At 50.1% G+C, this 26771-nt stretch carries 26 protein-coding genes, 7 tRNA genes and 1 riboswitch; of the genes, 2 read left to right on the top strand and 31 right to left on the bottom strand.

Annotation, left to right across the window (positions count from 1 at the left end; translation table 11 throughout):
* Nucleotides 1-58: 58 nt before the first annotated feature.
* The 24 genes from DW743_RS01300 to DW743_RS01180 form a co-directional block, all read right to left on the bottom strand.
* Nucleotides 59-979: a nucleotidyltransferase family protein gene (locus DW743_RS01300; RefSeq protein WP_117760500.1), complete on the bottom strand. Its 921-nt coding sequence runs from the start codon at nucleotides 977-979 to the stop codon at nucleotides 59-61.
* Nucleotides 980-1071: 92 nt separating this feature from the next.
* Nucleotides 1072-2148, bottom strand: a complete 1077-nt coding sequence (gene prfA, locus DW743_RS01295; RefSeq protein ID WP_022462136.1) for a peptide chain release factor 1 — start codon at nucleotides 2146-2148, stop codon at nucleotides 1072-1074.
* 75 nt (nucleotides 2149-2223) lie between these two features.
* Nucleotides 2224-3081, bottom strand: coding sequence for a peptide chain release factor N(5)-glutamine methyltransferase (gene prmC, locus DW743_RS01290; protein ID WP_117760501.1), 858 nt, complete (start codon nucleotides 3079-3081; stop codon nucleotides 2224-2226).
* Between the two features lie 3 nt (nucleotides 3082-3084).
* On the bottom strand, nucleotides 3085-4065 hold the full coding sequence (locus DW743_RS01285; protein ID WP_117760502.1) for a DUF1385 domain-containing protein: 981 nt from the start codon (nucleotides 4063-4065) through the stop codon (nucleotides 3085-3087).
* A 104-nt stretch (nucleotides 4066-4169) separates the two neighbouring features.
* Nucleotides 4170-4370 carry a 50S ribosomal protein L31 gene (gene rpmE, locus DW743_RS01280; RefSeq protein WP_022462139.1) on the bottom strand — a complete coding sequence of 67 codons (201 nt, stop codon included), beginning with the start codon at nucleotides 4368-4370 and terminating at the stop codon, nucleotides 4170-4172.
* A gap of 131 nt (nucleotides 4371-4501) precedes the next feature.
* Entirely contained in the window at nucleotides 4502-6166 is a 1665-nt protein-coding gene (gene rho, locus DW743_RS01275) for a transcription termination factor Rho (protein ID WP_117760503.1), read from the bottom strand.
* Between the two features lie 133 nt (nucleotides 6167-6299).
* Nucleotides 6300-6381, bottom strand: a tRNA-Leu gene (locus DW743_RS01270).
* A gap of 69 nt (nucleotides 6382-6450) precedes the next feature.
* Nucleotides 6451-6523: transfer RNA gene (locus DW743_RS01265), tRNA-Lys, on the bottom strand.
* Between the two features lie 18 nt (nucleotides 6524-6541).
* Nucleotides 6542-6613, bottom strand: a tRNA-Gln gene (locus DW743_RS01260).
* 20 nt (nucleotides 6614-6633) lie between these two features.
* A tRNA-His gene (locus tag DW743_RS01255) sits at nucleotides 6634-6707 on the bottom strand.
* Between the two features lie 46 nt (nucleotides 6708-6753).
* Nucleotides 6754-6827, bottom strand: a tRNA-Arg gene (locus tag DW743_RS01250).
* Between the two features lie 26 nt (nucleotides 6828-6853).
* Nucleotides 6854-6924, bottom strand: a tRNA-Gly gene (locus tag DW743_RS01245).
* Nucleotides 6925-6930: 6 nt separating this feature from the next.
* A tRNA-Pro gene (locus DW743_RS01240) sits at nucleotides 6931-7005 on the bottom strand.
* A gap of 320 nt (nucleotides 7006-7325) precedes the next feature.
* Nucleotides 7326-7811, bottom strand: coding sequence for a metallophosphoesterase family protein (locus tag DW743_RS01235; protein ID WP_022462627.1), 486 nt, complete (start codon nucleotides 7809-7811; stop codon nucleotides 7326-7328).
* 14 nt (nucleotides 7812-7825) lie between these two features.
* The gene (locus DW743_RS01230) at nucleotides 7826-8428 is read right to left on the bottom strand and encodes an XTP/dITP diphosphatase (RefSeq protein WP_117760504.1); all 603 of its coding nucleotides are present in this window, start codon (nucleotides 8426-8428) and stop codon (nucleotides 7826-7828) included.
* A 128-nt stretch (nucleotides 8429-8556) separates the two neighbouring features.
* The gene (locus DW743_RS01225; protein WP_117760505.1) at nucleotides 8557-10287 is read right to left on the bottom strand and encodes a carbon starvation CstA family protein; all 1731 of its coding nucleotides are present in this window, start codon (nucleotides 10285-10287) and stop codon (nucleotides 8557-8559) included.
* Between the two features lie 44 nt (nucleotides 10288-10331).
* A complete protein-coding gene (locus DW743_RS01220; RefSeq protein WP_055219714.1) occupies nucleotides 10332-10856 on the bottom strand; it encodes a hypothetical protein in 525 nt (174 codons plus the stop codon).
* Between the two features lie 161 nt (nucleotides 10857-11017).
* The gene (locus DW743_RS01215) at nucleotides 11018-12175 is read right to left on the bottom strand and encodes a THUMP domain-containing class I SAM-dependent RNA methyltransferase (RefSeq protein WP_022462631.1); all 1158 of its coding nucleotides are present in this window, start codon (nucleotides 12173-12175) and stop codon (nucleotides 11018-11020) included.
* A gap of 16 nt (nucleotides 12176-12191) precedes the next feature.
* Nucleotides 12192-12734 carry a phosphodiesterase gene (yfcE, locus tag DW743_RS01210; protein WP_022462632.1) on the bottom strand — a complete coding sequence of 181 codons (543 nt, stop codon included), beginning with the start codon at nucleotides 12732-12734 and terminating at the stop codon, nucleotides 12192-12194.
* Nucleotides 12735-12840: 106 nt separating this feature from the next.
* Nucleotides 12841-13158, bottom strand: a complete 318-nt coding sequence (locus DW743_RS01205; RefSeq protein WP_243001874.1) for a rhodanese-like domain-containing protein — start codon at nucleotides 13156-13158, stop codon at nucleotides 12841-12843.
* Between the two features lie 119 nt (nucleotides 13159-13277).
* Complete coding sequence (locus tag DW743_RS01200; protein WP_022462634.1) at nucleotides 13278-13463, bottom strand: hypothetical protein; 186 nt, start codon at nucleotides 13461-13463, stop codon at nucleotides 13278-13280.
* Nucleotides 13464-14012: 549 nt separating this feature from the next.
* Nucleotides 14013-15377: an alanine/glycine:cation symporter family protein gene (locus tag DW743_RS01190; RefSeq protein WP_117760598.1), complete on the bottom strand. Its 1365-nt coding sequence runs from the start codon at nucleotides 15375-15377 to the stop codon at nucleotides 14013-14015.
* Nucleotides 15378-15585: 208 nt separating this feature from the next.
* A riboswitch (glycine riboswitch) is annotated at nucleotides 15586-15676 on the bottom strand.
* 311 nt (nucleotides 15677-15987) lie between these two features.
* On the bottom strand, nucleotides 15988-17697 hold the full coding sequence (locus DW743_RS01185; protein WP_117760599.1) for an ABC transporter ATP-binding protein: 1710 nt from the start codon (nucleotides 17695-17697) through the stop codon (nucleotides 15988-15990).
* 41 nt (nucleotides 17698-17738) lie between these two features.
* Nucleotides 17739-19499, bottom strand: coding sequence for an ABC transporter ATP-binding protein (locus tag DW743_RS01180; RefSeq protein ID WP_055219704.1), 1761 nt, complete (start codon nucleotides 19497-19499; stop codon nucleotides 17739-17741).
* A gap of 137 nt (nucleotides 19500-19636) precedes the next feature.
* Between DW743_RS01180 and DW743_RS01175 the strand changes: the two genes are divergently transcribed.
* On the top strand, nucleotides 19637-20494 hold the full coding sequence (locus tag DW743_RS01175; protein WP_055219702.1) for a LysR family transcriptional regulator: 858 nt from the start codon (nucleotides 19637-19639) through the stop codon (nucleotides 20492-20494).
* A 76-nt stretch (nucleotides 20495-20570) separates the two neighbouring features.
* On the opposite strand, the gene DW743_RS01170 is transcribed toward DW743_RS01175, so the two are convergent.
* The gene (locus DW743_RS01170; protein WP_117760506.1) at nucleotides 20571-21812 is read right to left on the bottom strand and encodes an Nramp family divalent metal transporter; all 1242 of its coding nucleotides are present in this window, start codon (nucleotides 21810-21812) and stop codon (nucleotides 20571-20573) included.
* Between the two features lie 216 nt (nucleotides 21813-22028).
* On the opposite strand from DW743_RS01170, the gene DW743_RS01165 reads away from it, so the two are divergent.
* Nucleotides 22029-22511, top strand: a complete 483-nt coding sequence (locus DW743_RS01165; protein WP_022462640.1) for a hypothetical protein — start codon at nucleotides 22029-22031, stop codon at nucleotides 22509-22511.
* Nucleotides 22512-22793: 282 nt separating this feature from the next.
* Here DW743_RS01165 and DW743_RS01160 read toward each other — a convergent pair whose 3' ends face one another.
* The 6 genes from DW743_RS01160 to DW743_RS18605 form a co-directional block, all read right to left on the bottom strand.
* Complete coding sequence (locus DW743_RS01160; RefSeq protein WP_117760507.1) at nucleotides 22794-24176, bottom strand: uracil-xanthine permease family protein; 1383 nt, start codon at nucleotides 24174-24176, stop codon at nucleotides 22794-22796.
* A gap of 85 nt (nucleotides 24177-24261) precedes the next feature.
* Nucleotides 24262-24921, bottom strand: a complete 660-nt coding sequence (locus DW743_RS01155) for a TatD family nuclease-associated radical SAM protein (RefSeq protein ID WP_117760508.1) — start codon at nucleotides 24919-24921, stop codon at nucleotides 24262-24264.
* On the bottom strand, nucleotides 24921-25757 hold the full coding sequence (locus DW743_RS01150; RefSeq protein WP_117760509.1) for a pyridoxamine kinase: 837 nt from the start codon (nucleotides 25755-25757) through the stop codon (nucleotides 24921-24923). The genes DW743_RS01155 and DW743_RS01150 overlap by 1 nt, the downstream gene beginning before the upstream one ends.
* A 187-nt stretch (nucleotides 25758-25944) precedes the next feature.
* Complete coding sequence (locus tag DW743_RS01145) at nucleotides 25945-26355, bottom strand: hypothetical protein (RefSeq protein ID WP_117760510.1); 411 nt, start codon at nucleotides 26353-26355, stop codon at nucleotides 25945-25947.
* A 2-nt stretch (nucleotides 26356-26357) separates the two neighbouring features.
* Nucleotides 26358-26486 carry a hypothetical protein gene (locus DW743_RS18610; RefSeq protein WP_256372840.1) on the bottom strand — a complete coding sequence of 43 codons (129 nt, stop codon included), beginning with the start codon at nucleotides 26484-26486 and terminating at the stop codon, nucleotides 26358-26360.
* Nucleotide 26487: 1 nt separating this feature from the next.
* Nucleotides 26488-26619, bottom strand: coding sequence for a hypothetical protein (locus DW743_RS18605; protein ID WP_256372640.1), 132 nt, complete (start codon nucleotides 26617-26619; stop codon nucleotides 26488-26490).
* Between the last annotated feature and the right edge of the window lie 152 nt (nucleotides 26620-26771).

Genomic DNA, 26771 nt, shown 5'->3' with positions numbered 1-26771 from the left:
TTGCAATCATTCAAACACGCTTTTTCTGGTTATTCACTCAAATAACAAAATATCGTAATTAGTCGTACAGCTTCTCGCTGTATACGCCGTCCGCAATCAGTTTGCGGAATGCTTCTGTTACGGAAGCTTTGTCTTCCTGATACGTTACGCCGAACCACTCTGCGTCGGTCGGAAGAACTTTTACTTCTGCTTTTCCTGCGTGCAGCAGCTCGTCGATGTAGATCGGAAGGAGGTACTCGCCTTTTACATCTCCCTCTTTCTGTGCAGAAAGGAATTCAACAAAGCCTTTCTCCAGAAGATCAATGAACTCCGGCTGCAGTCCCCACATGTTCATGGAAACAAGGGAGTTTTTGTCGATCGGATCAACCATTCCGTCTTCTTTTTCAACGCCTGCGCCCTCTGCGGTCTTTACGATGTTTTTCGTCTCGTTGACACCGGTCAGGTTTCCGTTTTCATCAACGACGCAGACACCTCTTGTAACACCGCCGTTGTCACTTAAGGTGTTTCCAAGCACGAATCCTGCCATGGAGATCGGCATAACTTCATCCACATCATGCTCCTGTACGAGGTAGTCGTGCAGTTTTACGAACGGATCTTTTCCGTAATAGTCATCAGCATTGATAACAGCAAACGGCTCTTTTACAAGACCTTTGCAGGCAAGAACGGCCTGGCCGGTTCCCCACGGTTTGGTACGGCCTTCCGGTTTTGCAAAGCCTGCCGGCAGATCATCGAGCTCCTGGAATGCATATTCCACCTCTGTGATTTTGCTGATGCGGTTGCCGATGACTTCCTTGAAATCTTTCTCCAGATCCTTGCGGATGATGAAGACTACTTTGTTGAAGCCGGCTTCCAGTGCATCGTGGATGGAATAATCCATGATGATCTCCCCGTTTGGTCCTACTGGCTCAAGCTGTTTGATTCCCTTTCCAAATCTGCTGCCGATTCCGGCTGCCATGATCACAAGTGCTGTTTTCTTCATAGCGTTTTCCCTTTCTCTTTTCCCCTTTTTTCTCCTGTTTATTCTATCAACAATCGATCCTGTAGACCAATCGTGATTCGCAGCGTTTATTATTATGCTTCTTCCTGCATGCTGCTCAGCTTTGCGGCCTGATCGGCTGCAATCAGACTGTCGATGATTTCATCCAGATCGCCGTTCATGATGGCGTCCAGTTTGTATAAGGTCAGTTTGATTCTGTGATCCGTCACACGTCCCTGCGGGAAGTTGTACGTACGGATCTTCTCGGAGCGGTCTCCCGTTCCGACCTGGCTCTTTCGAAGCTCGGCCATCTCATCGTGCTGTTTCTGCTGCTCTAAGTCGTACAGACGGGCACGCAGAATCTTCAGTGCCTTGTCCTTATTCTTTAACTGTGATTTCTCATCCTGGCAGGAAATGACGATGCCGCTCGGGAAGTGGGTCAGACGGACTGCTGAGTCGGTCGTATTGACACACTGGCCGCCGTTTCCGGAAGCACGGAATACATCGAATTTGTAATCTTTCGGGTCGATCTGTACTTCGACGTCGTCCACCTCCGGCATGATCGCTACGGTCATGGTTGAGGTATGGATTCTTCCGCCGGACTCGGTTTCCGGCACACGCTGTACGCGGTGTGTGCCGCTCTCGTACTTCATCCGGGAGTACGCGCCTGCTCCGTTGATCAGAAGTGTTGCGTCTTTAAAGCCGCCGATTCCGTTTTCATCGGCGCTGGTCAGCTCTGTTTTCCAGCCGCGGCTCTCTGCGTATTTGATGTACATACGGCAGATTTCTGCGGTAAAGAGTGCCGCCTCGTCTCCGCCGGCACCTGCGCGGAACTCTACGATAACGTTCTTGTCATCGTTCGGGTCTTTCGGCAGAAGCAGGACTTTGAGTTCCTGCTCCAGCTCCTCTACGCGTTTTTTCGCATCGGAGAGCTCTTCTTTCAGCATTTCGCGCATCTCTTCGTCGGATTCCTCCTCGAGAAGCATCAGGCTCTCTTCAATGGTCTGTTTCTGTGTTTTATAGTCCTTATATGCGTCTGCGATCGGCTGGAGTTCTGCCTGCTCCTTCATCAGCTTCTGGAACTTCGCCGCATCGGCAGCGACGTCCGGCTCGCTTAACTGATTCAGTACCTCCTCGAGACGCATGAGGATATCATCAAGTTTATCAAACATAAAATGACTGCTCCTTTTTGCTGTTTTCGTCTGTTTATGATGTCATTATGGTGTCAAAATTAAAATTCATTTCTGTCAGGGTTTTTTGTGCCAGATACCGGTCACCACGCGGTCCAGGCCTGCCAGATCTTTCAGAACCTGTACATCGGCAAAGCCGTGGGTTTCCATCAGCTCCCGCACTTCATCTCCCTGATCATATCCAATTTCAAAACAGAGCTTTCCGCCCTCTTTTAAATAGCTTCCTGCCTGCTCTGTAATCTTCCGGTAAAAGACAAGACCGTCCGCACTGCCGTCGAGTGCCATCCGCGGCTCATGGTCGCGCACCTCCGGCATCAGCGTTTCAATCACATCCGTGCGGATATACGGCGGATTGCTTGCGATCACATCGAAGGTTCCCTCGATGTTTTCAAATAAGTTGCTCTTTACGAACGATGCCCGTCCGCCCACCTGTGCGCCGTTCTTTTCCGCAACCTGTAAGGCTTTCTCGGAGAGATCCGCGCCGATTCCCGTGCAGTCCTCTCTCGTTACAAGAAGCGATATGAGAATGCATCCCGAACCGGTGCAGAGATCGAGAATCCGTGCATCTTTTGGAAGGCCGCGGAGCGCTTCCTCCACAAGAATCTCGGTGTCCTGCCGCGGAATCAGTACATGCTCATTCACAAAAAACGGAATTCCGTAGAACCACGCCTCTCCGGTCAGCTGCTGCAGCGGAATGTGTTCGCCGCGCTTTCTGACCAGCGCTTCGTACTGCTCCTGCTGTTCTTTTGGCATTTCATCTTCACTGTGTACAAAGTAGGTGCTGTGGCTGATCCCGCAGACATACTCCAGTAAAAGCCATGCGTCCTGCCGGGCTTCCTCCACCCCCTGCTTTTGTAAGTACAGAATAGCGGATTCCAGTGCAGATTTCAAGTTTTTTCTATCGTGCACACTCATCGGTCACGGCTCCTCATGTTCTTTCTTTTCGGTTTTGGCCGGGTACGTATAACCAAAGTTTTCGTTCAGATACGCTCTCCAGTCAAACACAGCCTCCACAGCGGCGATCGCAACCTCTGCCATCTCGGCATCCGGCTCGCGCGTCGTCAGGCGCTGCAGCATCAGGCCCGGTTTACTGATCAGGTTGACCAGTTTATTGTCACTTTTTCCCGCCAGGCGGATAATTTCATACGAAACGCCCGCGATCACCGGAATGAGAAGCAGGCGGATCACAATTTTCAGCAGCGGGGAATCGACCCGGATGAACATGAAAAAGATGATGCTGATGACGATGACGTACATCAGAAAGCTCGTTCCGCAGCGCTTGTGCTCCCGGGAACTCTTTAAGACGTTTTCCACGTTCAGTTCCAGACCGTGCTCAACGCAGTTGATGCATTTATGCTCGGCGCCGTGGTACATGAACACGCGCTGAATGTCTTCCATACGGGAAATGGCTGCCAGATAGCCGAGGAACAGTGCCACACGCACAAAGGCCTCTGCCACCGCGGTCAGTGTCGTTCCGGCTCCCGCTTTGTGCAGCAGTTCGGACAGGAAGTACGGCACCATCAGAAAGAGAACGACGGCGATGACAACGGAAAATGTGACGGTTCCGTACATCATCAGCCTGTCTGTCTTTTCTTTTTTCGCTTTCTGCTGCTCCTCTTCCTCTTTCGTCGCCGGCTTTTTCTTTTCCTCCTCGTCCTCATAGAACGAAGCGGAGTACATAAGGGAACTCATGCCGACGATCATCGAATCGGCAAAGCTGAAGACACCGCGCAGAATCGGAACTTTTAAGAGCTCCTTGTGCTTCGTCAGCGGCTTGTGCTGCTCTACTTTAACCTCAATCTCCCCGTCCGGCCGGCGTACTGCGACGGAATAGCGGTCCTTGTTCATCATCATGACGCCTTCCATCACGGCCTGGCCGCCAATATTGGATGATTTCATAATTTACGTTTACCTCCTCAAAGGGGATTTTCTGCATCCGTAACGCAAGAACGGGCTGAGATCTTCCAACCTCAGCCCGTTTTTCATCTTGCTTGATTCAATTCTTATTTCATGCCGTATTTCTTGTTGAACTTCTCGATACGTCCACGAGCTGCAGCAGCTTTCTGCTGGCCAGTGTAGAACGGATGGCATTTAGAACAGATCTCAACGTGGATCTCTTTCTTGGTAGAACCTGTTACGAAAGTATTTCCGCAGTTGCAGGTAACAGTTGCCTGATGGTATTCTGGATGGATTCCTTCTCTCATTTTATTCACCTCTTCTTAATATTGTTATCTTCTCAGATTTACTCTGATGATTTCGTATTTCAGGCTGACAAAATCTCATCAACCTTGCACAGCTTTCTCATTGTATCACACAATTTTGAAAATTGCAAGCCTTATACTATTTTTTGTTTCTTTAAAATTTGAATCAGTTCGCCGTTGTTTCTGGTGCGGGCAAACATATTCAGAATATTTTCCACGGCTTCCTCGGATTTCATGCCGTTTAATGCCTTCCGCATATTGTAAACGGCCTCCTGCTCATCCGGTGTCAGAAGCAGATCTTCTCTTCTTGTTCCCGATTTGGCTATGTCGATGGCCGGGAAGACGCGGCGTTCCTGCAGTTTCCGGTCGAGCACGAGTTCCATGTTTCCGGTGCCTTTGAATTCCTCGTAAACGACATCGTCCATCTTGCTTCCGGTGTCCACAAGCGCCGTTGCAAGAATCGTCAGACTTCCGCCCTCACGCATGTTTCTGGCCGCGCCGAAGAACCGTTTCGGCATGTAGAGTGCTGCCGGATCGAGACCGCCGGAAAGGGTACGGCCGCTCGGCGGAACGGTCAGGTTGTAAGCTCTGGCGAGACGTGTGATGCTGTCGATGAAGATCGTAACGTCTTTTTTACTCTCCACAAGACGTTTCGCGCGCTCAATGACCATCTCGGACACGCGTTTGTGGTGCTCCGGCTGCTCATCAAACGTGGAATAAATAACCTCCACATTGGAGCCCTGGATCGCTTCTTTGATGTCGGTGACCTCCTCCGGCCGCTCGTCGATCAGAAGGATGATCAGATACATCTCCGGGTTGTTCCGCAGGATGGATTTTGCCGCATCCTTCAAAAGCGTCGTTTTTCCGGCTTTCGGCGGGGAAACGATCATGCCTCGCTGACCTTTTCCGATCGGACTTACAAGATCCACGATCCGCATCGCCATGCTTCCGCCCGGGCGCTCAAGGCGCAGCCGCTCATCCGGGAAGACCGGTGTCATATCTTCGAAATTGCCGCGGCGCATGATCTGGTCGAGCGGCAGATTGTTGACGCTCTTTAAGTATAAAAGGGCGCTGAATTTTTCGGTTGCGGACTTTACTCTCGTGTTTCCGCGGATGATATCTCCCGTTTTCAGTCCGAAACGGCGGATTTGGGACGGGGAAACGTAGACATCGCTGTCGCCCGGCATATAGTTGTCGGAGCGGATAAATCCAAATCCGTCCGGCATGACCTCGAGGATGCCGCAGGCCTCCTGGCCGCTGTCGAGCGTGCTGGTTTCCTGACGCGGTTCCTGTCTCGTCTCTGGTCTTGCTTCCTGACGCAGCGGCTCCTGTCTCATTTCCTGCCCTGCTTCCTGATGCGGCTCCTGTCTTTGCTCTTCCTCACGGTTATTCTGATTATAATTCCGTGGTTCCTGAAATCTACGCTCATTGAAACGCGGCGCTCTTGGACGGTACTCCTGGCGCTCTCCGTTTTCACTGTGCTCTTCCCGGCGGACATACCGCGGTCTCTGGTACGGGCGTGCGGTGCCGTTTTCCGAGGTTTCCCGATTCTGGCGCTCCATACCGTCCTCCCGCTTTTCCTGCGGTTCCTGATTCTGATCCTGTACAGTTTCCGTCTTTTTTTCCTCTTTTAGAACCGTCGGCTCTTCCATGTTTTTCTGGTTTTCTTTCTGATCTTCTTCCAGCATCCGCTCAATCAGCGCTTCTTTCCGCAGGGTGGAAATCCCCTTCATGTTTCTGGATTTTGCCAGCGCTTTCAGCGTGCTCAAAGGCAATGACTCATACTTTTCTCTTGTCATACCATTTTTCCTCTATCTATTCTCTATTTGATTTTCGGTTCTGTTTGGAGTTTTTAAGATATTTGATGCGCGAATATTTTTGCTGCAATTATTTAGAATCTGATTTTTGTCATTTTACTGCTGTGGATTTTTCTGCGGTTAGTGGGACTCGAACCCACACGCCGAAAGGCACAGGAACCTAAATCCTGCACGTCTGCCAATTCCGTCATAACCGCATATTATTTTTTCAAGAAAAGAAAAACCCCATAGAAAACCTCCATGGGCGTTTTCTATGGGTTATTTAGTGAAGCATCGGGGATTCGAACCCCGGACAACTTGATTAAAAGTCAAGTGCTCTACCGACTGAGCTAATGCTCCGTATACTTTTGCATCCAACTGGGCTAGCTGGATTCGAACCAGCGAATGCAGCAGTCAAAGTGCTGTGCCTTACCGCTTGGCGATAGCCCAATGTTTCGCCTTGCTGGCAGGGTGGATAAAGGGATTCGAACCCTTGGCCTCCAGAGCCACAATCTGGCGCGCTAACCAACTGCGCTATACCCACCATAATTACGACTTACAGTCTTTTTCACTATTTAATTTTAGTGAAGCGTGCTTGGAGGGATTCGAACCCCCGACCCACGGCTTAGAAGGCCGTTGCTCTATCCAACTGAGCTACAAGCACACAGCTTCTACAAAATTGTAGCAGCAAGCGGGTGATGGGAATCGAACCCACGTATCCAGCTTGGAAGGCTGGTGTTCTACCATTGAACTACACCCGCACGACATCGGGGTGACAGGATTCGAACCTGCGACCTCCTGGTCCCAAACCAGGCGCTCTAGCCAAGCTGAGCCACACCCCGTAAACAAGGTTTCCCGATTTGCGTTTAACCCTTTCGCGCTCGACGCAAGATTTATTATATTACATTGTTTTCGGTTTGTCAACACTTTTTTTCATTTTTTTCAAAATGTTTTTTGTGTTGTTTTGCTCTCACCGGACAACAAAGAGATCTTATCATATCTTTTCTCATCTGTCAACACCTAAATTGTATTTTTTTGACAAACTTTTTAAGGATTAGTCAGAACCTGCTCCGGTACTACCCTGTTTTCTTTGGAATAGTCATGTTAGTTGCGATAATTCATTCGATTTTGGGCTGTTTTCCGCCCTTTTTCGACCCGTTTTTTAATCCAAATACTTGATTTCCACCGAAAGCTCATGCTCTTCATTGATCGTCAGCATGGCATAGCTTGGTTTTCTTCCCATCTGACGCGGATACGTGAGGCTGCCCGGATTGACAATCCAGAGATTTCCACGCTTTTCTGCGACCGGCCGGTGCGTATGGCCGAACAGTACGATATCCACACCCCTGGAAAGCGCCTCCGCATAGATTCCCTCCAGGCCGAGCGATACGCCGTAGTTATGACCGTGTGTGATAAAGGCACGGTAATCATCAATGTTCACCTGAATCTCCGCCGGGAGGTTTGAAAACCAGTCATTATTTCCCATGACCATATAGCACGGGCCGTTTACCTTGGATTTGATCAGGTCATCCATCCCTTCCACGTCACCGCAGTGGATCATGCCGTCGAACTCCTCACGTTCCATGGCCTCCTCAAGGTTATACATCCGTCCATGGGTATCGCTCACTATCAGAAATTTCATACTCATTCTCTTCCCTCTTCTTATTTCAAATATGATGCAATCTGTTCTTTCATCGCCGCCAGTGCTTTTCCTCTGTGGCTGACTGCGTTTTTCTCTTCCGGAGAAAGTTCTGCGGTCGTGCGGCTCATATCCGGCAGATAGAAAATCGGGTCATAGCCAAAACCGTTCTCCCCGCGTTCCTCGTAACCGATTTTTCCCTCGATCGTTCCTTTGGTGGTACAGACTGTTCCATCCGGGAAGGCGGCTGCAATCACACAGACGAATCGTGCCGTTCTTTTTTCCACCGGCACGCCCTCCAGGCGGTCAACGAGGCTCTGATTTTTGATGCGGTAGGACGTATCCTCTCCCATATATCTTGCCGAATAGACACCAGGCTCGCCGTTTAAGGCATCCACTTCCAGACCGGAGTCATCCGCCAGCACGATCATGTCGCCGTCTGTGCATCCGGCAACGGTCTGTGCTTTGATTTTTGCATTCTCCTCAAAGGTTTTGCCGTTCTCATCGATCTCGACCGAAATGCCGGCTTCTTTCATCGAATAAATTTCCACCGGCAGATCCGCAAGGATTTCACGGATTTCTTTCATTTTGCCGGCGTTTCCTGTTGCAAATACAATTTTTTTCATAACCGTTTTCCTTCTTTCACGCTGAAATAACTTGCGATCATTATACCGTATGTGTGACGCAAACACAAGAACCCTGTCACAAAAAAAGACCCCCGTTTTTATCCGGGAGCCTTTTTTGTAATCACACATTATTTTGCTTTTTTCTGATTTGCCAGAGTCTTGAATCCATCGACAGCCAGGATCAGCGCCAGGATGACAAGCAGGCCTGCCAGCACGATACGTGCTACGCACCAGCCGATGCCAACGCCTGCGCCAAGGCCCTTGAAGTTTGCGAGCAGCGTCTGTACAAGGGATGTGATGGTTACGATCAGCATGAATACCATCGGGAACAGGAACATTTTGTTGTTTTTGCCGACTTTTCCAAGCCAGGTGGCAACAGCAAGAAGTCCGATGGCTGCCAGCAGCTGGTTGGATGCACCGAACAGCGGCCAGATTTTGGAATAACCGGTCAGGCCAAGGCCGATGCCGAGTACTACGGTGATAACGGTTGATACAACCGGATTGGTCAGAACGGCTTTGTAGCCGGTTGCCTCTTTGTAAGTCTGTCCCGGCTCAAGCCAGAACTCCTGGAACATGTATCTTGCCAGACGGGTTGCGGTATCCAGAGAAGTCAGGCAGAATACCGATACAGTCAGAACCAGCAGAGAGTACAGTACATGGGTCGATCCGCCAAGTCCCGGAATGGTTGCTACCATCTCGGAGATACCGGTTGCAAATACAGCGGTCGGAACAACGGTGGTTCCGTCTGCGTATCTGGACCAGATGTAGCCGACTGCACACAGAGATACGATTGCAAGTGCACACTCAATCAGCATACCGCCGTATGCGATCGGGCGGGCATTTTTCTCATTGTCAAGCTGTTTCGATGTAGTTCCTGAACCAACGAGTGAATGGAATCCGGAAATTGCTCCGCAGGCGATGGTTACGAACAGGGCCGGGAACATAAATCCAAGAGAACTTCCGGTCGGAGCCAGCGTATCTTTGAATCCGGTGAATGCCGGGATATCCAGGGATGCATGGCCCATCAGAGCACTTCCGATGACACCGACAGCGGCTACGATCATCATGAAGTACAGAAGGAAGGAGCTTAAGTAGTCACGCGGCTGAAGCAGAATCCAGACCGGTGCAACAGAAGCTACGGTGATATAGATACCAACGATTACCATCCATACTGTCTCGGAGAGATAGATCGGATGGAAGTTTAATCCAACAACAACGCAGACAACAATGGCTGCAACGCCTGCGATGGTGGAAACGCCAAGAGATACATTTCTTCTGTATACCATGAAACCGAACACAACGGCGAGTACGATGAACAGAATGGAAATCATAGCGGTTGTTGCATTTGCAGAACTTGCTGCCACATCGACAGCGCCGCTCTCGGTATAGGCTGCCTTGAAGGTATTGGCAACGATGGAACCGAAGGCTGCAACAACAAGAATCAGGGTCAGGTAAGCGAAGACGATAAAGAGTTTTTTCGCTTTACTTCCCATGGTGTCTGCGATAACCTCGCCGATGGACTGTCCTTTGTGGCGCAGGGATGCAAACAGTGCGCCGTAATCATGAACGCCTCCAAAGAAGATACCGCCGATGAGTACCCATAAAAGAACCGGAACCCATCCAAAGACAGCGGCCTGAATCGGTCCGTTGATCGGGCCTGCGCCTGCGATGGATGAGAAGTGATGTCCCATTAAGACAGGAGCTTTGGCAGGAACGTAGTCCACACCGTCCTCCTCGGTGAATGCAGGGGTTTTCCGTTTCGGATCAACGCCCCACTGCTCGGCAAGCCATTTTCCGTAGAATACGTATCCGGCGATCAGAATGCCGATTCCGACAACCAGTACAAGAATACTATTCATTTGTTTTTTCCTCCCTCTTTTTGATAGAATAAATTTATAGATAACTAAGACCGGAACATCTTAGCATATCCCTTTACCAATTCCCAAGCCGCCCGGTTTCCAAACACTTTCTGTTCTGCCGTATCAAAGACGAGCAGCCGCACCTGACAGTAGCCTCTCAAAGAAAACCGGTAATTTTTATAATACTTATATTTTCGGATTTTCTTCTTTACGCTGTCCGCAACCGGTTTGTCCGCAAAAAAAATACCGGTGACCAGCGTGTACATGTGGTCGGTATCCGGTACTTCCTTCCCCTCGCGAACCACCTTTGGCTCTATCCATTCTGTCAGGTCCGTCAGAAATGTTTCGACGTCCTGGTCGTTCAGTTCTTCCACCGCTTTAAAATACGCATGCTCATGACAGCTGATCCTCCACAGCTCTGCTTTCTTTGAGAGCACGTATTTTGCGCCGCTCTCGTGGTAGCTTGCACAGGCATCGTATGTATGGCCGTTTACTTCGGACGGCTTTACGATATCGTAGCTCCTCTCGTAGGAATGCAGCAGCCTGTCTCTGATCTCCTGTCCGTTCATGGTTTCCTCCGCTTGATGAAAAAATTTCGCATAAGGACAGTTTAGCACAGTAGTGCAGTGATTTCAAGGAAATATTAAACCTTTCTAAAATTTTTCTTTTAATTTTTGTTATCAAAAAGGAGCAACGCCAAAAATCATTCGGCATTGCTCCTCCATTTGTATTATTTCTGTTCTTTTTCCCGGCGCGGCGGCTTCGGTCCCGCGTACTGGTAAAAGTAGGTTTTCAGCATTCCATTGTAAATTTTACGGTTTTTATCCGCCTTTTTGCCGAGATACCGCTCGGCATCCTCGTAGCTCGTGATCAGATACATCGACCAGGAATCGAGAGCGCGGTACCGCTCTCCTAATGTCTGATACAGGGCCGGAAGATCTTTTTTGTCCTCCAGGCGCTCACCGTACGGCGGGTTGGTAATCAGAAAACCGTATTTTTTCGGGTGCGACAGCTCGGCAACCGGACGCTGCTGGAAATGGATCAGGTGATCCACACCGGCCAGCTTTGCGTTCTCTCTGGCACTCTTGATGACATCTCCGTCGATATCAAAGCCCTGAATATCTGTCTCAATATCGTTCCGGATCCGGTAGCGTGCATCCTCCGCCGCATCCATCCAGCATTTTTTCGGCACGAGGTGCGTCCACTGCTCCGCAAGGAAAGAACGGTTGAGACCCGGTGCAATATCGGCCGCCATCATGGCCGCCTCGATCGGGAACGTACCGCTTCCGCAGAACGGATCGACAAGAATCCGGTCACCCTTCCACGGAGTCAGCATGATAAGTGCTGCGGCAAGGGTCTCGGTGATCGGCGCTTTCGCGGTCAGCTTGCGGTAGCCTCTCTTATGAAGGGAAACGCCGGAGGTATCGAGTCCGATCGTAACCTCGTCTTTTAAAATCGAAACACGGATCGGGTACTGTGCACCGTCCTCCGGGAACCACTCCATGTGGTAGACCTGTTTCAATCGCTCGACAATCGCTTTTTTCATAATCGACTGGATATCGGACGGGCTGAAGAGCTTACTCTTGATGGAGTTTGCCTTCGTTACCCAGAACTTTCCGTTTTTCGGGATAAATTTCTCCCACGGGAGCGCTTTTGTCGCTTCAAAGAGTTCATCGTACGTTTCGGCGTGGACCTGTCCTACTTTGAGCAGGATACGCTCGGTCGTGCGAAGGAACAGGTTGGCGTAGGCGATTCCCTCTGCATCTGCAAGAAACGTTACTTTTCCATCCTCCACGCGCTCGATTTCGTAGCCGAGGTCGAGGATTTCACGTTTCATCACCGCCTCCAGGCCGAAGTGGCACGGGGCGATCAGTTCATATAATTCCATACTCTCCCGTCCCCTCTTATAATGTGAGCTGTTTTACGACGGTGCCGTCAAAGCCTTTGATCGTAAATACGCCGTCCTCGAGGATTGCATAGGTCGGGATATTGCCCTCTTTCGGCAGAGATACAGAACCCGGGTTCAGGAAGGTGTGTGCGCCTTTTTTCTCGGCACGCAGGACGTGGGTATGGCCGTACAGGAAGATATCTCCATCCATCAGCGGCGGCAGATTCTGCTCATTGTAGATGTGGCCATGGCTCATATAGAAGGTATGGCCTCCCTCGATCAGGATGCCGTAATCTGCCAGCACCGGGAACTCCAGTACCATCTGATCTACTTCTGCGTCGCAGTTTCCGCGCACGTTGGTGAGGTACTGTTTTTTCTCATTCAGCATGGCGATGACCTGTTTCGGTGCGTATTCTTTTGGAAGATCGTTTCTCGGGCCGTGATAGAGAAGGTCGCCTAACAGAAACAGGCGGCTTGCGCCCTCTGCCTCGAAGGCTTCCAGCATTTTTCTGCAGTAATAGGCAGAACCGTGAATATCAGATGCAAACATGTATTTCATATCGTGATCTCTCTTTCGTTTTGTGGTTTGGTTTTGTATTGTTTTCTGTTTCATCTTACCGTATCTTTTCCCGCTTGACAAGAAGAAATGTTGGATTGCCGCCCCATTACAGCTCTTCTCCCGCCACCAGATATCGTCCGCGGTATGCATGCATTCCGCCGATGACCGTTTTGACCTCGTATCCGTTCTCCGCCAGCCGCTTTCCCTCCGCCATGCTCGCGGCACCCCGCTCACAGCAGATCACAAGAATTTTGTCCCGCGGCAGACAGACCCGTTCGAGCAGATGGTCATAGGGAAGATTCACCGCTCCTTTCACATGCCCTTTTTCGTATTCCCGCCGGCTCCGCACATCGATGATCATCGCCCACGGTTTTCCCACGTACCAGTCCAGCTGGTCTGCCGCCAGCAGTGTCATGCCTGCCATATCCTGGTCCCCCTCTCCGGATCTGACTTTCTCTCCTGTTTTATATGTATGCAGAAACCGGCGGCAGAGTCCGTATGGGACCCTCCGCCGGCTTTTTCTGCCGGAATCCCAAGGTTTACTTAGTATTTTTCATACTCATCCTTCTCGTCCTGCTCCCGGTTCTGCTGACCGTAGGATGACATCTCACGGTCTTTCACATGATTGCAGTCTCTGCTGTTCTTCTGGTTTTTGCTGTATTCGCTTTTCTCGTATCCGTTTTTGCTGTACTCGTTTTTGCTGTATTCATTTTTGCTGTTTCTGGTCATAATCTTGTTTCCTCCTGAATGTTTTTTTGTCCTGCGACATCCTTTAGTATCGCTTTTTCCGCGCAGATTATGCATCCAGAACCCTGTTTTTCCACGGTATCTGTTCCAAAGTGGGGAATGCAAGCCCAAAAATACAGTGTTTTTCCTGCTTTCGGACCACTGCTTTCCAAATTGTGGTAATTTTTTCCAACTTTTGAATTTCGATGTTGCTTTTTCCCGTTATCTGTATTATAATCAATTTTGTAAAAGAATTTACCCTTCATAAATTTTTTTACAATTAATAACCCCTTATTAATTATTTATACTCCCCTTGAAAGACCGGTAGCTCCCCTGCCGGTCTTTCTTTTTGCAATTATTCAGAGCCATGCAAAATTTCAAGAAGAACTGTGAGTCATGCTCGCATGAACGAACAGTTCTTCTTGAAATTTTATATGGCGAGAAGCCACATCGAGATGCAGCGCAGCGGAATCGAGATGTGGCTCTGAATAATTGCAAAAGGAAAGTCTGCATCAGCAGACTTTCCTCCTTTTTCCCGTTCTGTATATATGATTAGAATTCTACTTTTTCACCTTTTGCCGCTTTTGCTACGGTTCCTGCGAGGACGATCAACGCCATGAGGTTTGGAATTACCATCAGGCCGTTAAAGAGGTCTGACAGGTTCCATACGAGATCTACTTTCAGCAGAGAGCCGAGGAAAACGAACACAACGACGATCAGCGAGAACGGAACGACTGCTTTCTTTCCGAACAGATACTGTACGTTCTGTCTTGCGAAGAAGTACCATCCGACGATGGTCGAGAATGCAAAGAACAGAAGACAGATCGCTACGAACGCCGGTCCGAAGCCTTTGAGGCCGGTTCGGAATGCCGCCTGTGCGACCGGGGTTCCTACAACACCGGTACTCATCATCTCTTCCAGAACGCCGGAAGAAAGAATAACGAGAGCGGTCATGGTCAGGACAACGAAGGTATCAATAAAGACACCGATCATCGCTACTTCACCCTGATCCTCCGGGTTCTCGACATCGGCAATCGCATGGGCATGCGGGGTGGAACCCATACCGGCTTCATTAGAGAAGAGGCCTCGGGCAACACCGTAACGCATGGCTTTCCGCACGGTAATACCGGCTGCTGCACCAAATACGGCGTCCGGACGGAATGCACAGATAAAGATCGAAGCAATCGCTGACGGCACATGCTGGATGTTGATCAGAATAACAACAAGGGCTCCGACGAGATACAGTGCTGCCATCACCGGAACAACTTTTTCGGTGAAGGATGCGATACGGGAGATACCTCCGATGAAAATGAATGCGGCGAGAACGGCTACAATCACACCCATCACCCATTTCGGTACGGAAAATGCGGTGTAGAACGCATCACTGATGGAGTTCGACTGTACCATATTTCCCATAAAGCCAAGCGCCAGAATAACGGCTACGGCAAAGAAGCCTGCCAGTGCTTTTCCAAACGTTCCCTTGAATGCGTGGGTAATGTAGTAAACCGGTCCTCCGATGATTTCTCCGCTCTCATCGCGGCGTTTGGAGATCTGCGCGAGATACGCCTCGCCGTAGATCGTTGCCATGCCGAAGAACGCAGCAAGCCACATCCAGAAGATGGCTCCCGGGCCGCCGGATACGAGTGCGGTCGCACATCCTGCGATGTTTCCGGTTCCGACCTGTGCGGCGATCGCTGTTGCAAGCGCCTGGAAGGAAGTCATGCCGTCTTTTCCGGCCTTCTTACCCTTTAACGAGAAACCGCCGAAGACGCGGTTCCACGCGGTCTTAAACTTTCTTACCTGTACAAAGCGGGTCCGAACAGAGAAATAAACTCCCGTACCTACCAGCAGAAACAGCAGTACGCTGTTCCAGAGCACATCACTGATCTGCGCAATTGCCTGATTCAATGCATCCATTTTCTTTTCTCCCTTTCCATTCGACGTATGGTCTGAACGATGTGGATCACACATCCGCACCGTTTTGAGAAAAAAAATACCATCTCCTGCGGAATTTTTCCTGCAGAACATGGCTCTGATTGAAAAATACAGCAAAAAACCACGCTTCCGGAATTTTTTCGTTTCTGCGCACCGCTTTTTTGTTCCGCGGCTGTTTTTCTTCTGTATCTTTTTTGACTCTGTCCTTTTGCCTGAGAGATTCTGCATCGCTGCATTGCACCTTCGGCACTCTTTTCAAGAGCTTCTCCAGAGACCACTCCGTTTTTAGTCCTCGCCGTCTCCCGTCCGTTCTTGTTTTAAGAAGAGAACCAGCACCTGAAAGTTTTACTTCTTCGGTCGTGCACCTTTCGAAAATTAAATTTCCAAAAGCTCTCCGCACATTTTCTAAAAACTTCTACGTCTTTTTTTATTTTTGTAAAACTATAGCACCTGTGATAGGATTCGTCAATACCCCATGCCGTATTTTTTTCAGAATATTGCAAAAACATATAAAAAATCAGCAGATCTGAGCGCGCACGCCTCAAAATCGCATGCGCGGCACAGATCTGCTGTTCTCTTTTCCAAATATCTTTTATGACGCCTGGAACTGGCTGTTGTACAGATTGTAGTAGAAGCCTTTCTTCTCAAGAAGCTCCTCATGGCGTCCCTGCTCGATAATCTTTCCGTCTTTCATGACGAGGATCAGCGAAGCATTGCGGATCGTGGACAGACGGTGGGCAACGACGAAACTCGTTCTGCCCTGCATCAGCTTGTCAAACGCCTCCTGAACCTGCAGTTCGGTACGGGTATCGATGCTGGAGGTCGCCTCGTCGAGGATCAGCATCGGCGGCAGGCAGAGCATGACACGGGTGATACAGAGAAGCTGTTTCTGCCCCTGGCTGATGCTGTCTTCGCTGAGAACCGTGTCAAGTCCCTTCGGCAGACGCTTGATAAACTCCCAGCTGTGTGCCTCTTTGGCCGCATTGATGATCTCCTCTTCCGTCGCATCCGGCTTTCCGAAGCTGATGTTGTCGCGCACGGTTCCCTGTTTGATCCAGGTATCCTGCAGCACCATACCAAAGCAGCTGCGGAGCGCATGGCGGGACAGTTCGTCGATCGGCTTTCCGTCGATGCAGACCTTTCCGGCATCGACATCATAGAAGCGCATCAGCAGGTTGATAAACGTCGTCTTTCCGCATCCGGTCGGGCCGACAATGGCAACACGCATGCCCGGCTGTACGTCAAGATTAAAGTTCTCGATCAGTTTTTTCTCTTTGTCATAACTAAATGCTACATCATCGATCGTCACATTTCCCGTCACGGTATCGATCGTTCCGGCCGGGTCTGCACTCTCCTCTTTCTCTTCCAGAAGAGCAAAGATACGGCCTGCGCAGGCAAGCGCGTTCTGCATCTCAGTGATAACGGAACTGATATCATTGAACGGTTTCATATACTGGTTTGCGTACGACAGCAGAACGGAAAGTCCGCCGACGGTCAGCGCGCCGCCCGGGATCATGAAAGCTCCCACAAGGGCAACACCGGCATAGATCACGTTGTTGACAAAACGGGTGGACGGGTTCGTTAAGGAACTGTAGAACACGGCCTGCTGGCTGTATTTCTGCAGATCTTTGTTGATCTCTGCAAAACGCTCGGAAGCTTTTTCCTCATAGCCGAACGCTTTGACTACTTTCTGGTTTCCGATCATCTCATCGATGAGTGCGGTCTGTTTTCCTCTCGTCTCACTCTGTTTCTGGAACATTTTGAACGAGCGGCCGGAAATAAATTTTGCCACGAAGAAGCTGAGAGGTGTCAGGCAGATCACAAGAAGGGTGATCCATACGTTCTTCGAGAACATGAAAAACAGTGTCACAATAATGGTTACGATGCCGGAGAACAGCTGTGTAAAGCCAAGCAGAAGACCGTCCGATAAGATATCGGTATCTGCGATAACACGGCTTACGATGTCTCCGGAGCTGTGCTGATCCAGATAGGACAGCGGCAGCACCTGGATATGACGGATCGCCTGGGAACGAAGGTCGCGCACGATGCGGTACGTCATACGGTTGTTGATCAGGTTCATGATCCATGCGGAAAGTGCGGAAACGAGGGTAAAGAATACGATTCGTTTCAGATAGAACCACATCTCCGGGAAATTGACCTGGTGGGCTGCAACGACCTCATCGATCGCATCGCCGAACAGGATCGGAATATAAAGCTGTAAAATAACGGTAACCGCAGCCAGGACAATACTAAGGCCTAAGAAAATTTTATAATTTCCGATAAACGCCATCAGCTTTTTCATGACCTGCATGCCGCTTTTTCCGGACTTGTTTTCTGTCTTTTTCATGCGATCACCCCGCTTTCGTTGTTATAAGCTGCACGCTCTTCCGGGAACTGGGAGAAGTAAATCTCGCGGTAAACCTCGCAGGTTTTCATCAGCTCGTCGTGTGTGCCGTTTCCTTCGAGCGTACCATTTCCAAGAACGAGGATCTGGTCTGCCTGACGGATGCCGGCGATTCGCTGGGATACGAGGAAGGTTGTCGTGTTTCCTTCGAGATTGTGGACGGCTTTGCGGAGTTTTGCATCCGTTGCAAAGTCAAGCGCACTCGAGCTGTCGTCCAGAATCAGGATTTCCGGTTTTTTTACCAGCGCACGCGCAATAGAAAGACGCTGTTTCTGTCCGCCGGAGAGGTTCTTTCCGTTCTGCTCCAGCATAAAATCGAGCTGATCCTGTTTGCCTTCTACGACTTCTTTCGCCTGGGCTGTGGTGAGCGCCTCCCAGATTTCTGCATCGGTGGCGTCCTCTTTGCCCCACTTCATATTGTCGCGGATGCTGCCTTTAAAGAGCACTGCTCTCTGCTGAACAACACCGACTTTATTGCAGAGCTCTTCTTTCGTGTAATTCTTTACATTCTCGCCGTCTACCATGACGTCACCGCTGGTCGCATCGTAGAAACGGGAAATCAGGCTGACCAGCGTCGATTTTCCGCTTCCGGTACCGCCGATGATTCCGATGGTCTGTCCGCGTTTTGCGGTAAAGCTGATATCCGATAAGCTCTCTGCGCCGGCTCCTGCATAGGTGAAGCTGACATTTTTAAATGTAACAGCTGCATCGCCAGTTACTTTCTTTGCAGCGCCGCCTTTTGCCGGGTAGTTCATGGTTGTCGGAACCGCCAGTACGCCGGAGACACGCTCTGCACAGGCAACGGATTTGTTTAAGGTGATGATGAGCGATGCCAGTTTGATCAGCTCCACGATGATCTGCAGCATGTAGTTGTAAAGTGCGACAACCTGTCCCTGCTGCATACTGCCGATGTTAACCTGAAGGCCTGCCTGCCAGATCAGGACAACGGCTGCGATGTTGATGAGGACATAGGTCAGCGGATTTAACAGTGCGGAAATTTTTCCGACAAACTCGTTCAGACAAGTCAGCTCATCGTTGCTCTTTTCGAAATCGGCAACAGACTGCTCCTCACGGCAGAACGCACGGATGACACGGACACCGTTCAGATTTTCTCTTGTCATTCCGGTGACGCGGTCGAGTGCCGCCTGTACCTTTTTGAACAGCGGGATGCTGACCAGCATAATGCCGAATACGGCAACGAATAGGATCGGAATAGTAACCAGGAATACGATGGCACATTTTACGTTGACGGTAAATGCCATCACAACGGAACCGAATACGATAAACGGACTCCGCAGCAGCAGACGCAGACCCATGTTGATTCCGTTCTGCACCTGATTGATATCGTTGATCAGACGGGTGATCAGCGTATCGGTTCCAATGGTATCCAGCTCCGTAAAGGACAGAGCCTGAATGTGGTCAAAGACCGCCTGGCGAAGCTCGGTTGCACAGCCGACGCTCGCTTTTGCCGCGAAATACTGCGCGGTGAAGCTGCAGCAAAGTCCGACTGCCGCCATCAGAACGAGGATTCCAAAACGGCTGACGATGTACGGACGGTTATTGCCTGCGATACCCACATCGATGATCTGGGCAACAACCATCGGCACAAGAAGGTCGAATACGACTTCCAGAAGCTTGAACAAAGGAGCGATGATGCTCTCTTTTTTGTAGTGCTTCAAGTAGACTCCAAGACTTTTCATCTTCTTTTTCACTCTCCATTTCTTTGTTTCTTGACATTGACAGTATAATCTCATATGATTAATACGAATAGTATTGTTTTTATGGCTTAGTGATACAATTTTAATATCATAGATAATTTCACGAAAGGAAGTCTCTTATGGAACTGCGCCAGCTTGAATATTTCCGCGTCATCGCCGAAACCGAAAGCATTCACGAGGCCGCCCGCCGCCTCAATATGTCCCAGCCGCCGCTCAGTTATCAGTTAAAGCAGCTGGAAGCCGAACTGAATGTCACTTTATTTGAACGCACCCGCCAAGGCGTCCGCCTGACCGAAGCCGGAAAACTGCTGTACGACCGCTCCGCCAACCTGCTCGAGTACGTGAAATCGACGGAGCTTGAGGTCGCAAAGGTCGGCAAAAAGCGGGTTCTGCGCCTCGGCATCACACCGACCACCGTTGCGACGATCATGCCGTGCGTCTCGCTTTTTTCCCGCCGCAATCCCGATGTCAACTTCGAGGTGCACGACGGCATCACCTACACGCTGTACCGCTATCTGATGGACGGCATCATCGACATTTCCATCGCCCGCACGCCGCTGCGGCTCGACGATGTCGACTATAAAATTTTAAGCTCTGAACCTATGATTGCCGTTTCTTCAAAAGATATGCTTCCCGAGAAGAACGGATCGCTAAAGCTCTCGGATCTTTTGAATATTCCGCTCATCATCTACCGCCGGTATGAGGCGCTCATCATGGATGCGTTCCACTCGCGCGGCATGGAGCCCGATCTTTTCTGCGTCTGCGACGATCCCCGCGGCGCGATGCTCTGGGCAAAGGAAGGCCTTGCCACTGCCATTTTCCCGCAGTCCATGAGCTCTCTCTGCCAGGGACTCCGCATCCAGCCGCTCGCAGAAAGCGACCTGGAAACGCAGATCGCCGTGATCTGGAAAAAGGGGCGGAAACTCTCTCCGCTTCTGCAGGACTTTGTCGATGCCTGCATGGAGAGCATATTATAATAGAAGAAGTCCGCTGCGCCAGTCTCTTTTTCAGGGATCAGCGCAGCGGACTTCCTTTTTTTATTTCTCATTCTTTTTACTGCACAAACAGCAGCGCGATATTCAGCAGTGTCACAATCACCGCAATCGCAAACAGGGCAATTTTCAGCCGCAGACTGTTCGCGTATTTTCCCATGACTTTTTTCGAGGACGTCAGATAAATCTGCGTAAATACCGTAATCGGGAGCTGCATTCCAAGAAACATCTGTGAATAGAGAAGGCCCTGGAACGGGGAATCAATCAGAAGAATGACCGCTGCGGCCGGGATCATGGTAAGAAGGATTCCCCAGCGTGTCTCCTTACTCTTGATCTCATACGGCTTGTTAAAAATCCCCGAAAAAATCGTTCCGCCCGCCATTCCCGCGGTGATGCTCGATGAAATTCCGGCGAGCAGAAGCGCTGCTGCAAAAATCACCGATGCGGCATTTCCAAGGAGCGGTGTCAGCATCTTTCCCGCCGTTGCGAGATCATCCACCTGCTTTGCATTCTGTGGCTGGAAAAACGTTGCGGCCGCCATCAGGATCATTGCACTGTTGATGGCCCATCCGATGATCATGGAAAACAGGGTGTCTTTGAACTCATACTTTAACTGGCGCACAATCACCTCATCATCCTCAAGATTCCACTGGCGGCTCTGAATAATTTCCGAGTGGAGAAACAGGTTGTGCGGCATGACGACCGCACCGAGGACGCTTAAGATGACCGGCATTGAGTGCTCTGGAAACGACGGTTTTACCCAGCCGACAGCCGCCTGCGCCCAGTCGATATCGGCGATCCAGACTTCAAAGAGGAACGAAAAGCCGATCAGCGAGACAAACACAATGATCAGTTTTTCAATCCGTTTGTAAGCACTTGTAAACTCACAGATCAGAACCAGCACGAGAATCATCATGCTGCCGAGCTTAATCGGAATGCCGAACAGCATCTGGAGCGCAATCGCACCGCCGAGGATCTCCGCCATTGCGGTCGCCACCGCTGCCATCATCGCCGTCGCAAGAATCGTGTTTTTCAGCCACGCAGGCAGATAGAGGCTCGCCGCCTCCGAGAGGCACTTTCCCGTGGCAATGCCGAGATGCGCCGCATTGTGCTGCAGAAAAATCAGCATGATCGTGGACAGGGTAACCATCCACAGAAGCTCGTAGCCGTAACCCGATCCGGCGGCAATGTTGGATGCCCAGTTTCCCGGGTCGATAAAACCGACCGTGACAAAAAGTCCCGGACCGAGATAGCGGAGAAAATTCATGCCCGCCGTCTCTTTTCGTTTTCGATTTTGTTTCATATTCTTTCCTTTCTGACAATTTGATACGGAACCGGCCCATCCAGGATCGGCAGAAATCATTTTGTTGTGGTTTTGGTTGCTTTAGTTAGTTGTAACTAACTGCATTGTACATGGGATTTTTCAAAAAGTCAAATCCTGTTTTCTCTTTCTTGTGCTTCATCGTCCGCTGTGCTACAATAAAACTGCTTATTTTGAACTAAAAGGAGAATTTTTATCATGATACGACTTGCCGTCCCGGAGGATTTTACTTCGCTCATGTCAATCTATGCGTACGCCCGCTCTTTTATGCAGGAAACCGGAAATCCGAATCAGTGGGGAAACCATTTTCCGCCGGAGGAGCTGATTCACAACAGAATCCGTGACAAACAGCTTTTTGTCCTGGAAGAAAACGGCACGCTGCACGGCGCGTTTGCCTTCATCATCGGTGAGGATCCGACGTATCTGCAGATCGACGACGGCTCCTGGCTCTCCGATGCGCCGTATGGCACGATCCACCAGGTTGCCTCAGACGGAACAATCCACGGATTTTTCTCCCAGATCGTCGATTACTGCTGGACACAGATCCCGCACCTGCGCGTCGATACGCATACGGACAATCAAATCATGCAGCATCTGATCCAGAAAAACGGATTTGAACGGCGCGGCATCATCTACGTACTGAACCACTCTCCGCGGATTGCATTTGAGCGCGTAAAATAAAACACCAAACGAAAACACCGGATCGTCACCGCTTCGCAGACTTTTCAGCCGCGGAATCACCGTTGGATCCAGGTAATATAAGGATCCGACGACCTGTCCCATCATCCCCTTTTTCGATCTTTCGTGTGTCATTTTTTTACCAACCTTATATCTTCTTACCATCCAATATACACTTGCCCGTACCGAAATGCAAAGAAAATCCGCTTTTTCCCCTCTGTTTCTGCACATTCCTTTGTGCAGAATACAGATGCAGAAAAAACGGATTTTCTTTTGCATTTTTCTTTATGCGTGGATTCCTCTGTTCTCGTCTCCGGTCTCGTTTACGCCGAATTCGTAATCGTTGCCCGGCAGAATCATGTTCAGCAGGATTCCTGCGATGGCTGCAATGGCAAGTGCAGTCAGGGTGACGGTCGTTCCGCCGATCGTAAAGGAGAGACCGTTGCTGAAGCCCAGTCCACAGACAAAGATGACGCCCGCAATAATCAGGTTTCTTGATTTCGTCAGGTCTACCTTGTTCTCAACCACGTTGCGCACACCGATGGCAGAAATCATACCGTACAGCATGAAGCTGACGCCTCCGATGATGGAGGACGGCATGGTGCTGATGAGTGCCGATACCTTCGGAATGAAGCTGACGATAATCGCAAAGACTGCGGCAATACGGATGACTCTCGGGTCATGTACGCGGCTCAATTCCAGAACGCCGGTGTTCTCGCCGTACGTCGTGTTGGCCGGTCCGCCGATGAAACCTGCCATTGCGGTTGCAAGACCATCACCGAGCAGGGTTCTATGCAGGCCCGGATCAGAAAGGAAGTTCTCTCCTACGGTTGCAGAGATCGCCGACATATCGCCGACATGCTCCATCATAGTCGCGATCGCGATCGGTGCCATAATCATAATGCTGGTCAGATCGAATTTGCAGAGCTGCAGCGGCGGAAGTCCGACGATGCCTGCCTGTGCAACCGGCGCAAAGTTGATGATCACGGATCCGTCCGGATTTTTGATGCCGAGTGCATTCAGGACAACTGCCACAGCGTAGGCAATCACAACGCCCATCAGAATCGGAATGATTTTGAGCATTCCTTTTCCCCAGATGTTGAAAATGATGATGACTGCCAGCGCAACCAGTGCCAGGAACCAGTTCGTCGAAGCATTATTAATGGCGGAACCAGCAAGGCTGAGGCCAATGCAGATGATAACCGGACCTGTGACAACCGGCGGCAGGTAGCGCATCACGCGTTTGACGCCGACCATGCGGATGATCAAGGCAAAAATCAGGTACAGAAGACCTGCTACCACAATACCTCCGCAGGCATAGGCTGCCTTGTCGTTGACACTCATGCTGGCATATTTTCCGGTATTCAGGTTTGCAACAGCGGCGAAACCGCTTAAGAATGCAAACGAAGAACCAAGAAATGCCGGTACTTTAAATTTCGCGCACAGATGAAACAGCATGGTTCCAAAGCCGGCGCAGAACAGTGTGACGGATACGGTAAGACCGCGGGACGGCCCCTCGCCGCATGCGTCTACAAAGTAGCTGTTTACCAGAATCGGCACCAGAATGGTTGCACCGAACATGGCAAACATGTGCTGCAATCCGAGAATCAGCATTTTAGGAATACCGAGCTTTCTCGCATCGCGGATGACTCCATTAGACTCGTTCATACGTCTCTCCCTCTCTTTTGTTTTTCCTTCCCATTATAGGCGTTATATTCTGGAAACACAAGCGAAAGATTCCGTTCCGCACACTTTAATTTTCAAACGGGCGGACACGAAGGGTAACACCTAATTCATCGCAGATTTCCCGGCATTTCTGAATCTTTTCTTCCGGCATAACTTTCTCGACAACGGTCATCACAACATTCGGCACATACTGTTTTGCAAGTACTGCAAACTCCTTGATCGCCTCGTACGACTGGATGCCGAATTTCGACCGCGTGAGCTCCAGAAATTCCTTTTCATCCGGCGCGTTTAAGGAAATCGAGACGGTATCGAATCTTCCCTTTAATTCCGGGGTGACATCTCTTCCATAGATCAGGTTGGCAAGACCGATCGTATTCAGACGCACTTTCAGGTTCGGATACGTTTCTTTTAAGGAATCGATCACCCGACAGACATCCTCAAGCCGCTCAAGCGGTTCTCCGAAGCCGCAGAAGACCAGTTCATTGATCACGTTCAGATCGTACTGTGCGAACAGCTCCAGCATCGTCTCAACGGATGGCTCGCCCTCTTTTAACCACAGTGTATTTCCCTCCTGCTGCTGTTTCGTCTGGCGCAGACAGAACACACAGCTGCACGGGCATTTATTTGTCATGTTGACATAGACATTTTTTCCGGTAAGATCGCCGCTCTTTGCAAGGTCGAGATACCCTTCCTCGCCGACGGCTCCGGTTACAGTATATAAATACATTACGCTTCCTCCGTTAAGTCCTTCATAAACATTTCAAAGCAGAGTCCCCAGTAGCTTGGCACTTCGTTTTCTTCGCAGTAGCGGATGCATTTCGATACGTAATCCGCCGCCTTTTTCACCGACTCGTACAGGCTGTGGCCGTTCAGATACATGCCTGCGATAATTGCCGCAATGACATCTCCCGTACCGCTCCGGTCGCCGCCGATGCGGTCTACCATGACAATCTGGAAGTCTTCGCCTTTGTTATAGATAAAGTTGGCAATCTGCGTCTGGTTAAAGTGGATGCCCGTCACAACAATATGTTTCGGTCCCCGCTCCGCCAGTTTTCCGCACATCTCTTTCAGCTCCTCAATCGAAGCCCCGTTCTTCGGATACGGCGCATCGAGCAGTGTACAGAGTTCTGTCAGGTTCGGCGTGATGATATCCGCGTAGTGAACCAGTTCTTTCATCTTTTCGCACATCTCTTTCGTGTACGTCCGATACAGCTTCCCATAGTCTCCCATGACCGGATCGACGATGACAAAGTTGCGGTCCGTCTTAAAATGGCGGATAAAATCAAGCACGATATCCACCTGCTGTTCCGATCCTAAGAAGCCGGTCGAGATCGCATCGAAATCGAGCTTCAGCTCCTTATAGGTCTGAATGTAATCCTTCATCCGGTCAGTATAATCATCAAAGTAATACGTCGGAAACTGCGTGTGTGCTGAGAGAATTGCGGTCGGAACTGCCACCGCCTGAATCTTCATCGCCGACACGATTGGCGCCATCACAGCCGTCGAGCACCGGCCAAAGCCTGTCAGATCGTTAATCAGTGCTATCTTTTTCTGTTTTTCCATGTTGTTCTCCTCTTTTTTTCAGGATGCCTCCGCATCTGTTTTATGTCTATTTTTGCACACTCGCGTCTTATTTACAAGTTTTTTCCAGACAAAAAGAAAAGGGACTGTCGGGAAATAGACCGCCCCGTATGTAAAATGATCGGATAACTGAATTTTGTCTTTTTTCTGATTCATTTCTGCTCTCTCTTTAAAGTTTTTCCGTCTCCTCGCGCAGCGCTGCCGTCAGCTTTCTTGTCATCTCAAGATAGCTGTTCAGCTCTTCTGCCGAGAGTTTTCCATATGCACGGATCTCCGCCCCACGCAGCCGGTCCGTCGTATTTTTCTCCAGTTCCCGTCCGGCATCCGTCAGCAGAATCCTCTTTTTGTTCCGCGTTCCCGGGATGAGCTCGAGCTCCACAAGGCCTATATCACAGAAAATTCCGCCTGTGCCTTCCACGCCCTCGAACACGCCGCTTCCCACAACCGGGAATGCATCATAGTCCTGCAGTCTCTCCGTCTCTTCTACGGTCAGCCCCGCAAGCGCATTGTAGTGCACCGGCAGTGTCTCGCCGAACGGAACGTTGTTGTCCGCATCTTTCACGGCGTGGCGGTACGTCACGATTACGGTTCCGCCGGATCGAGCAGAATGCTCTGGCGCTGGATACGGAACGATGCCAGGGAATCGTAATCGTACACGATCGCCACCTCGTTCTTCACCGGAGCCTCCATCGCCTCTTCGTATTTTTTCATATCACGGAAGAAACTCTGTATGTCTTACCAGTCCCTGATCGTCAATGCCGAACGCATAGCTGTTGGATCTGGTCTGCAGCAGGAAAATATTTTCGGAATGATTGATCACAATACCCATTTTCGCTTTCCCCATTTCTCTATCTTGTATCTTTCCTTTTTTCAACAGTACAAATTTATCATATGTTAAAAGTCAAAATATTTTACTTTTTATTTTAGTAAAATTTACTACCTGTTTTTGTGAAAAATGCACAAAAAGAGGAATCTCCATCTATGCAGACTGGAAAT

The sequence above is a fragment of the Blautia sp. AM28-27 genome (assembly GCF_003480905.1).
Taxonomy (GTDB): Bacteria; Bacillota; Clostridia; order Lachnospirales; family Lachnospiraceae; genus Fusicatenibacter; species Fusicatenibacter saccharivorans.
Note: the sequence above shows the minus strand (reverse complement) of the source record. Positions and strands in the feature narration are given on the sequence as shown.

What these genes read in the sequence shown, in the direction of transcription:
- DW743_RS01300 (WP_117760500.1), bottom strand. Translation starts at nt 979, where the DNA reads ATGAAGAAAACAGCACTTGTGATCATGGCAGCCGGAATCGGCAGCAGA.
- prfA (WP_022462136.1), bottom strand. Translation starts at nt 2,148, where the DNA reads ATGTTTGATAAACTTGATGATATCCTCATGCGTCTCGAGGAGGTACTG.
- prmC (WP_117760501.1), bottom strand. Translation starts at nt 3,081, where the DNA reads ATGAGTGTGCACGATAGAAAAAACTTGAAATCTGCACTGGAATCCGCT.
- DW743_RS01285 (WP_117760502.1), bottom strand. Translation starts at nt 4,065, where the DNA reads ATGAAATCATCCAATATTGGCGGCCAGGCCGTGATGGAAGGCGTCATG.
- rpmE (WP_022462139.1), bottom strand. Translation starts at nt 4,370, where the DNA reads ATGAGAGAAGGAATCCATCCAGAATACCATCAGGCAACTGTTACCTGC.
- rho (WP_117760503.1), bottom strand. Translation starts at nt 6,166, where the DNA reads ATGACAAGAGAAAAGTATGAGTCATTGCCTTTGAGCACGCTGAAAGCG.
- DW743_RS01235 (WP_022462627.1), bottom strand. Translation starts at nt 7,811, where the DNA reads ATGAGTATGAAATTTCTGATAGTGAGCGATACCCATGGACGGATGTAT.
- DW743_RS01230 (WP_117760504.1), bottom strand. Translation starts at nt 8,428, where the DNA reads ATGAAAAAAATTGTATTTGCAACAGGAAACGCCGGCAAAATGAAAGAA.
- DW743_RS01225 (WP_117760505.1), bottom strand. Translation starts at nt 10,287, where the DNA reads ATGAATAGTATTCTTGTACTGGTTGTCGGAATCGGCATTCTGATCGCC.
- DW743_RS01220 (WP_055219714.1), bottom strand. Translation starts at nt 10,856, where the DNA reads ATGAACGGACAGGAGATCAGAGACAGGCTGCTGCATTCCTACGAGAGG.
- DW743_RS01215 (WP_022462631.1), bottom strand. Translation starts at nt 12,175, where the DNA reads ATGGAATTATATGAACTGATCGCCCCGTGCCACTTCGGCCTGGAGGCG.
- yfcE (WP_022462632.1), bottom strand. Translation starts at nt 12,734, where the DNA reads ATGAAATACATGTTTGCATCTGATATTCACGGTTCTGCCTATTACTGC.
- DW743_RS01205 (WP_243001874.1), bottom strand. Translation starts at nt 13,158, where the DNA reads ATGGCAGGCATGACACTGCTGGCGGCAGACCAGCTGGACTGGTACGTG.
- DW743_RS01200 (WP_022462634.1), bottom strand. Translation starts at nt 13,463, where the DNA reads ATGACCAGAAACAGCAAAAATGAATACAGCAAAAACGAGTACAGCAAA.
- DW743_RS01190 (WP_117760598.1), bottom strand. Translation starts at nt 15,377, where the DNA reads ATGGATGCATTGAATCAGGCAATTGCGCAGATCAGTGATGTGCTCTGG.
- DW743_RS01185 (WP_117760599.1), bottom strand. Translation starts at nt 17,697, where the DNA reads ATGAAAAAGCTGATGGCGTTTATCGGAAATTATAAAATTTTCTTAGGC.
- DW743_RS01180 (WP_055219704.1), bottom strand. Translation starts at nt 19,499, where the DNA reads ATGAAAAGTCTTGGAGTCTACTTGAAGCACTACAAAAAAGAGAGCATC.
- DW743_RS01175 (WP_055219702.1), top strand. Translation starts at nt 19,637, where the DNA reads ATGGAACTGCGCCAGCTTGAATATTTCCGCGTCATCGCCGAAACCGAA.
- DW743_RS01170 (WP_117760506.1), bottom strand. Translation starts at nt 21,812, where the DNA reads ATGAAACAAAATCGAAAACGAAAAGAGACGGCGGGCATGAATTTTCTC.
- DW743_RS01165 (WP_022462640.1), top strand. Translation starts at nt 22,029, where the DNA reads ATGATACGACTTGCCGTCCCGGAGGATTTTACTTCGCTCATGTCAATC.
- DW743_RS01160 (WP_117760507.1), bottom strand. Translation starts at nt 24,176, where the DNA reads ATGAACGAGTCTAATGGAGTCATCCGCGATGCGAGAAAGCTCGGTATT.
- DW743_RS01155 (WP_117760508.1), bottom strand. Translation starts at nt 24,921, where the DNA reads ATGTATTTATATACTGTAACCGGAGCCGTCGGCGAGGAAGGGTATCTC.
- DW743_RS01150 (WP_117760509.1), bottom strand. Translation starts at nt 25,757, where the DNA reads ATGGAAAAACAGAAAAAGATAGCACTGATTAACGATCTGACAGGCTTT.
- DW743_RS18610 (WP_256372840.1), bottom strand. Translation starts at nt 26,486, where the DNA reads ATGAAAAAATACGAAGAGGCGATGGAGGCTCCGGTGAAGAACGAGGTG.
- DW743_RS18605 (WP_256372640.1), bottom strand. Translation starts at nt 26,619, where the DNA reads ATGGGGAAAGCGAAAATGGGTATTGTGATCAATCATTCCGAAAATATT.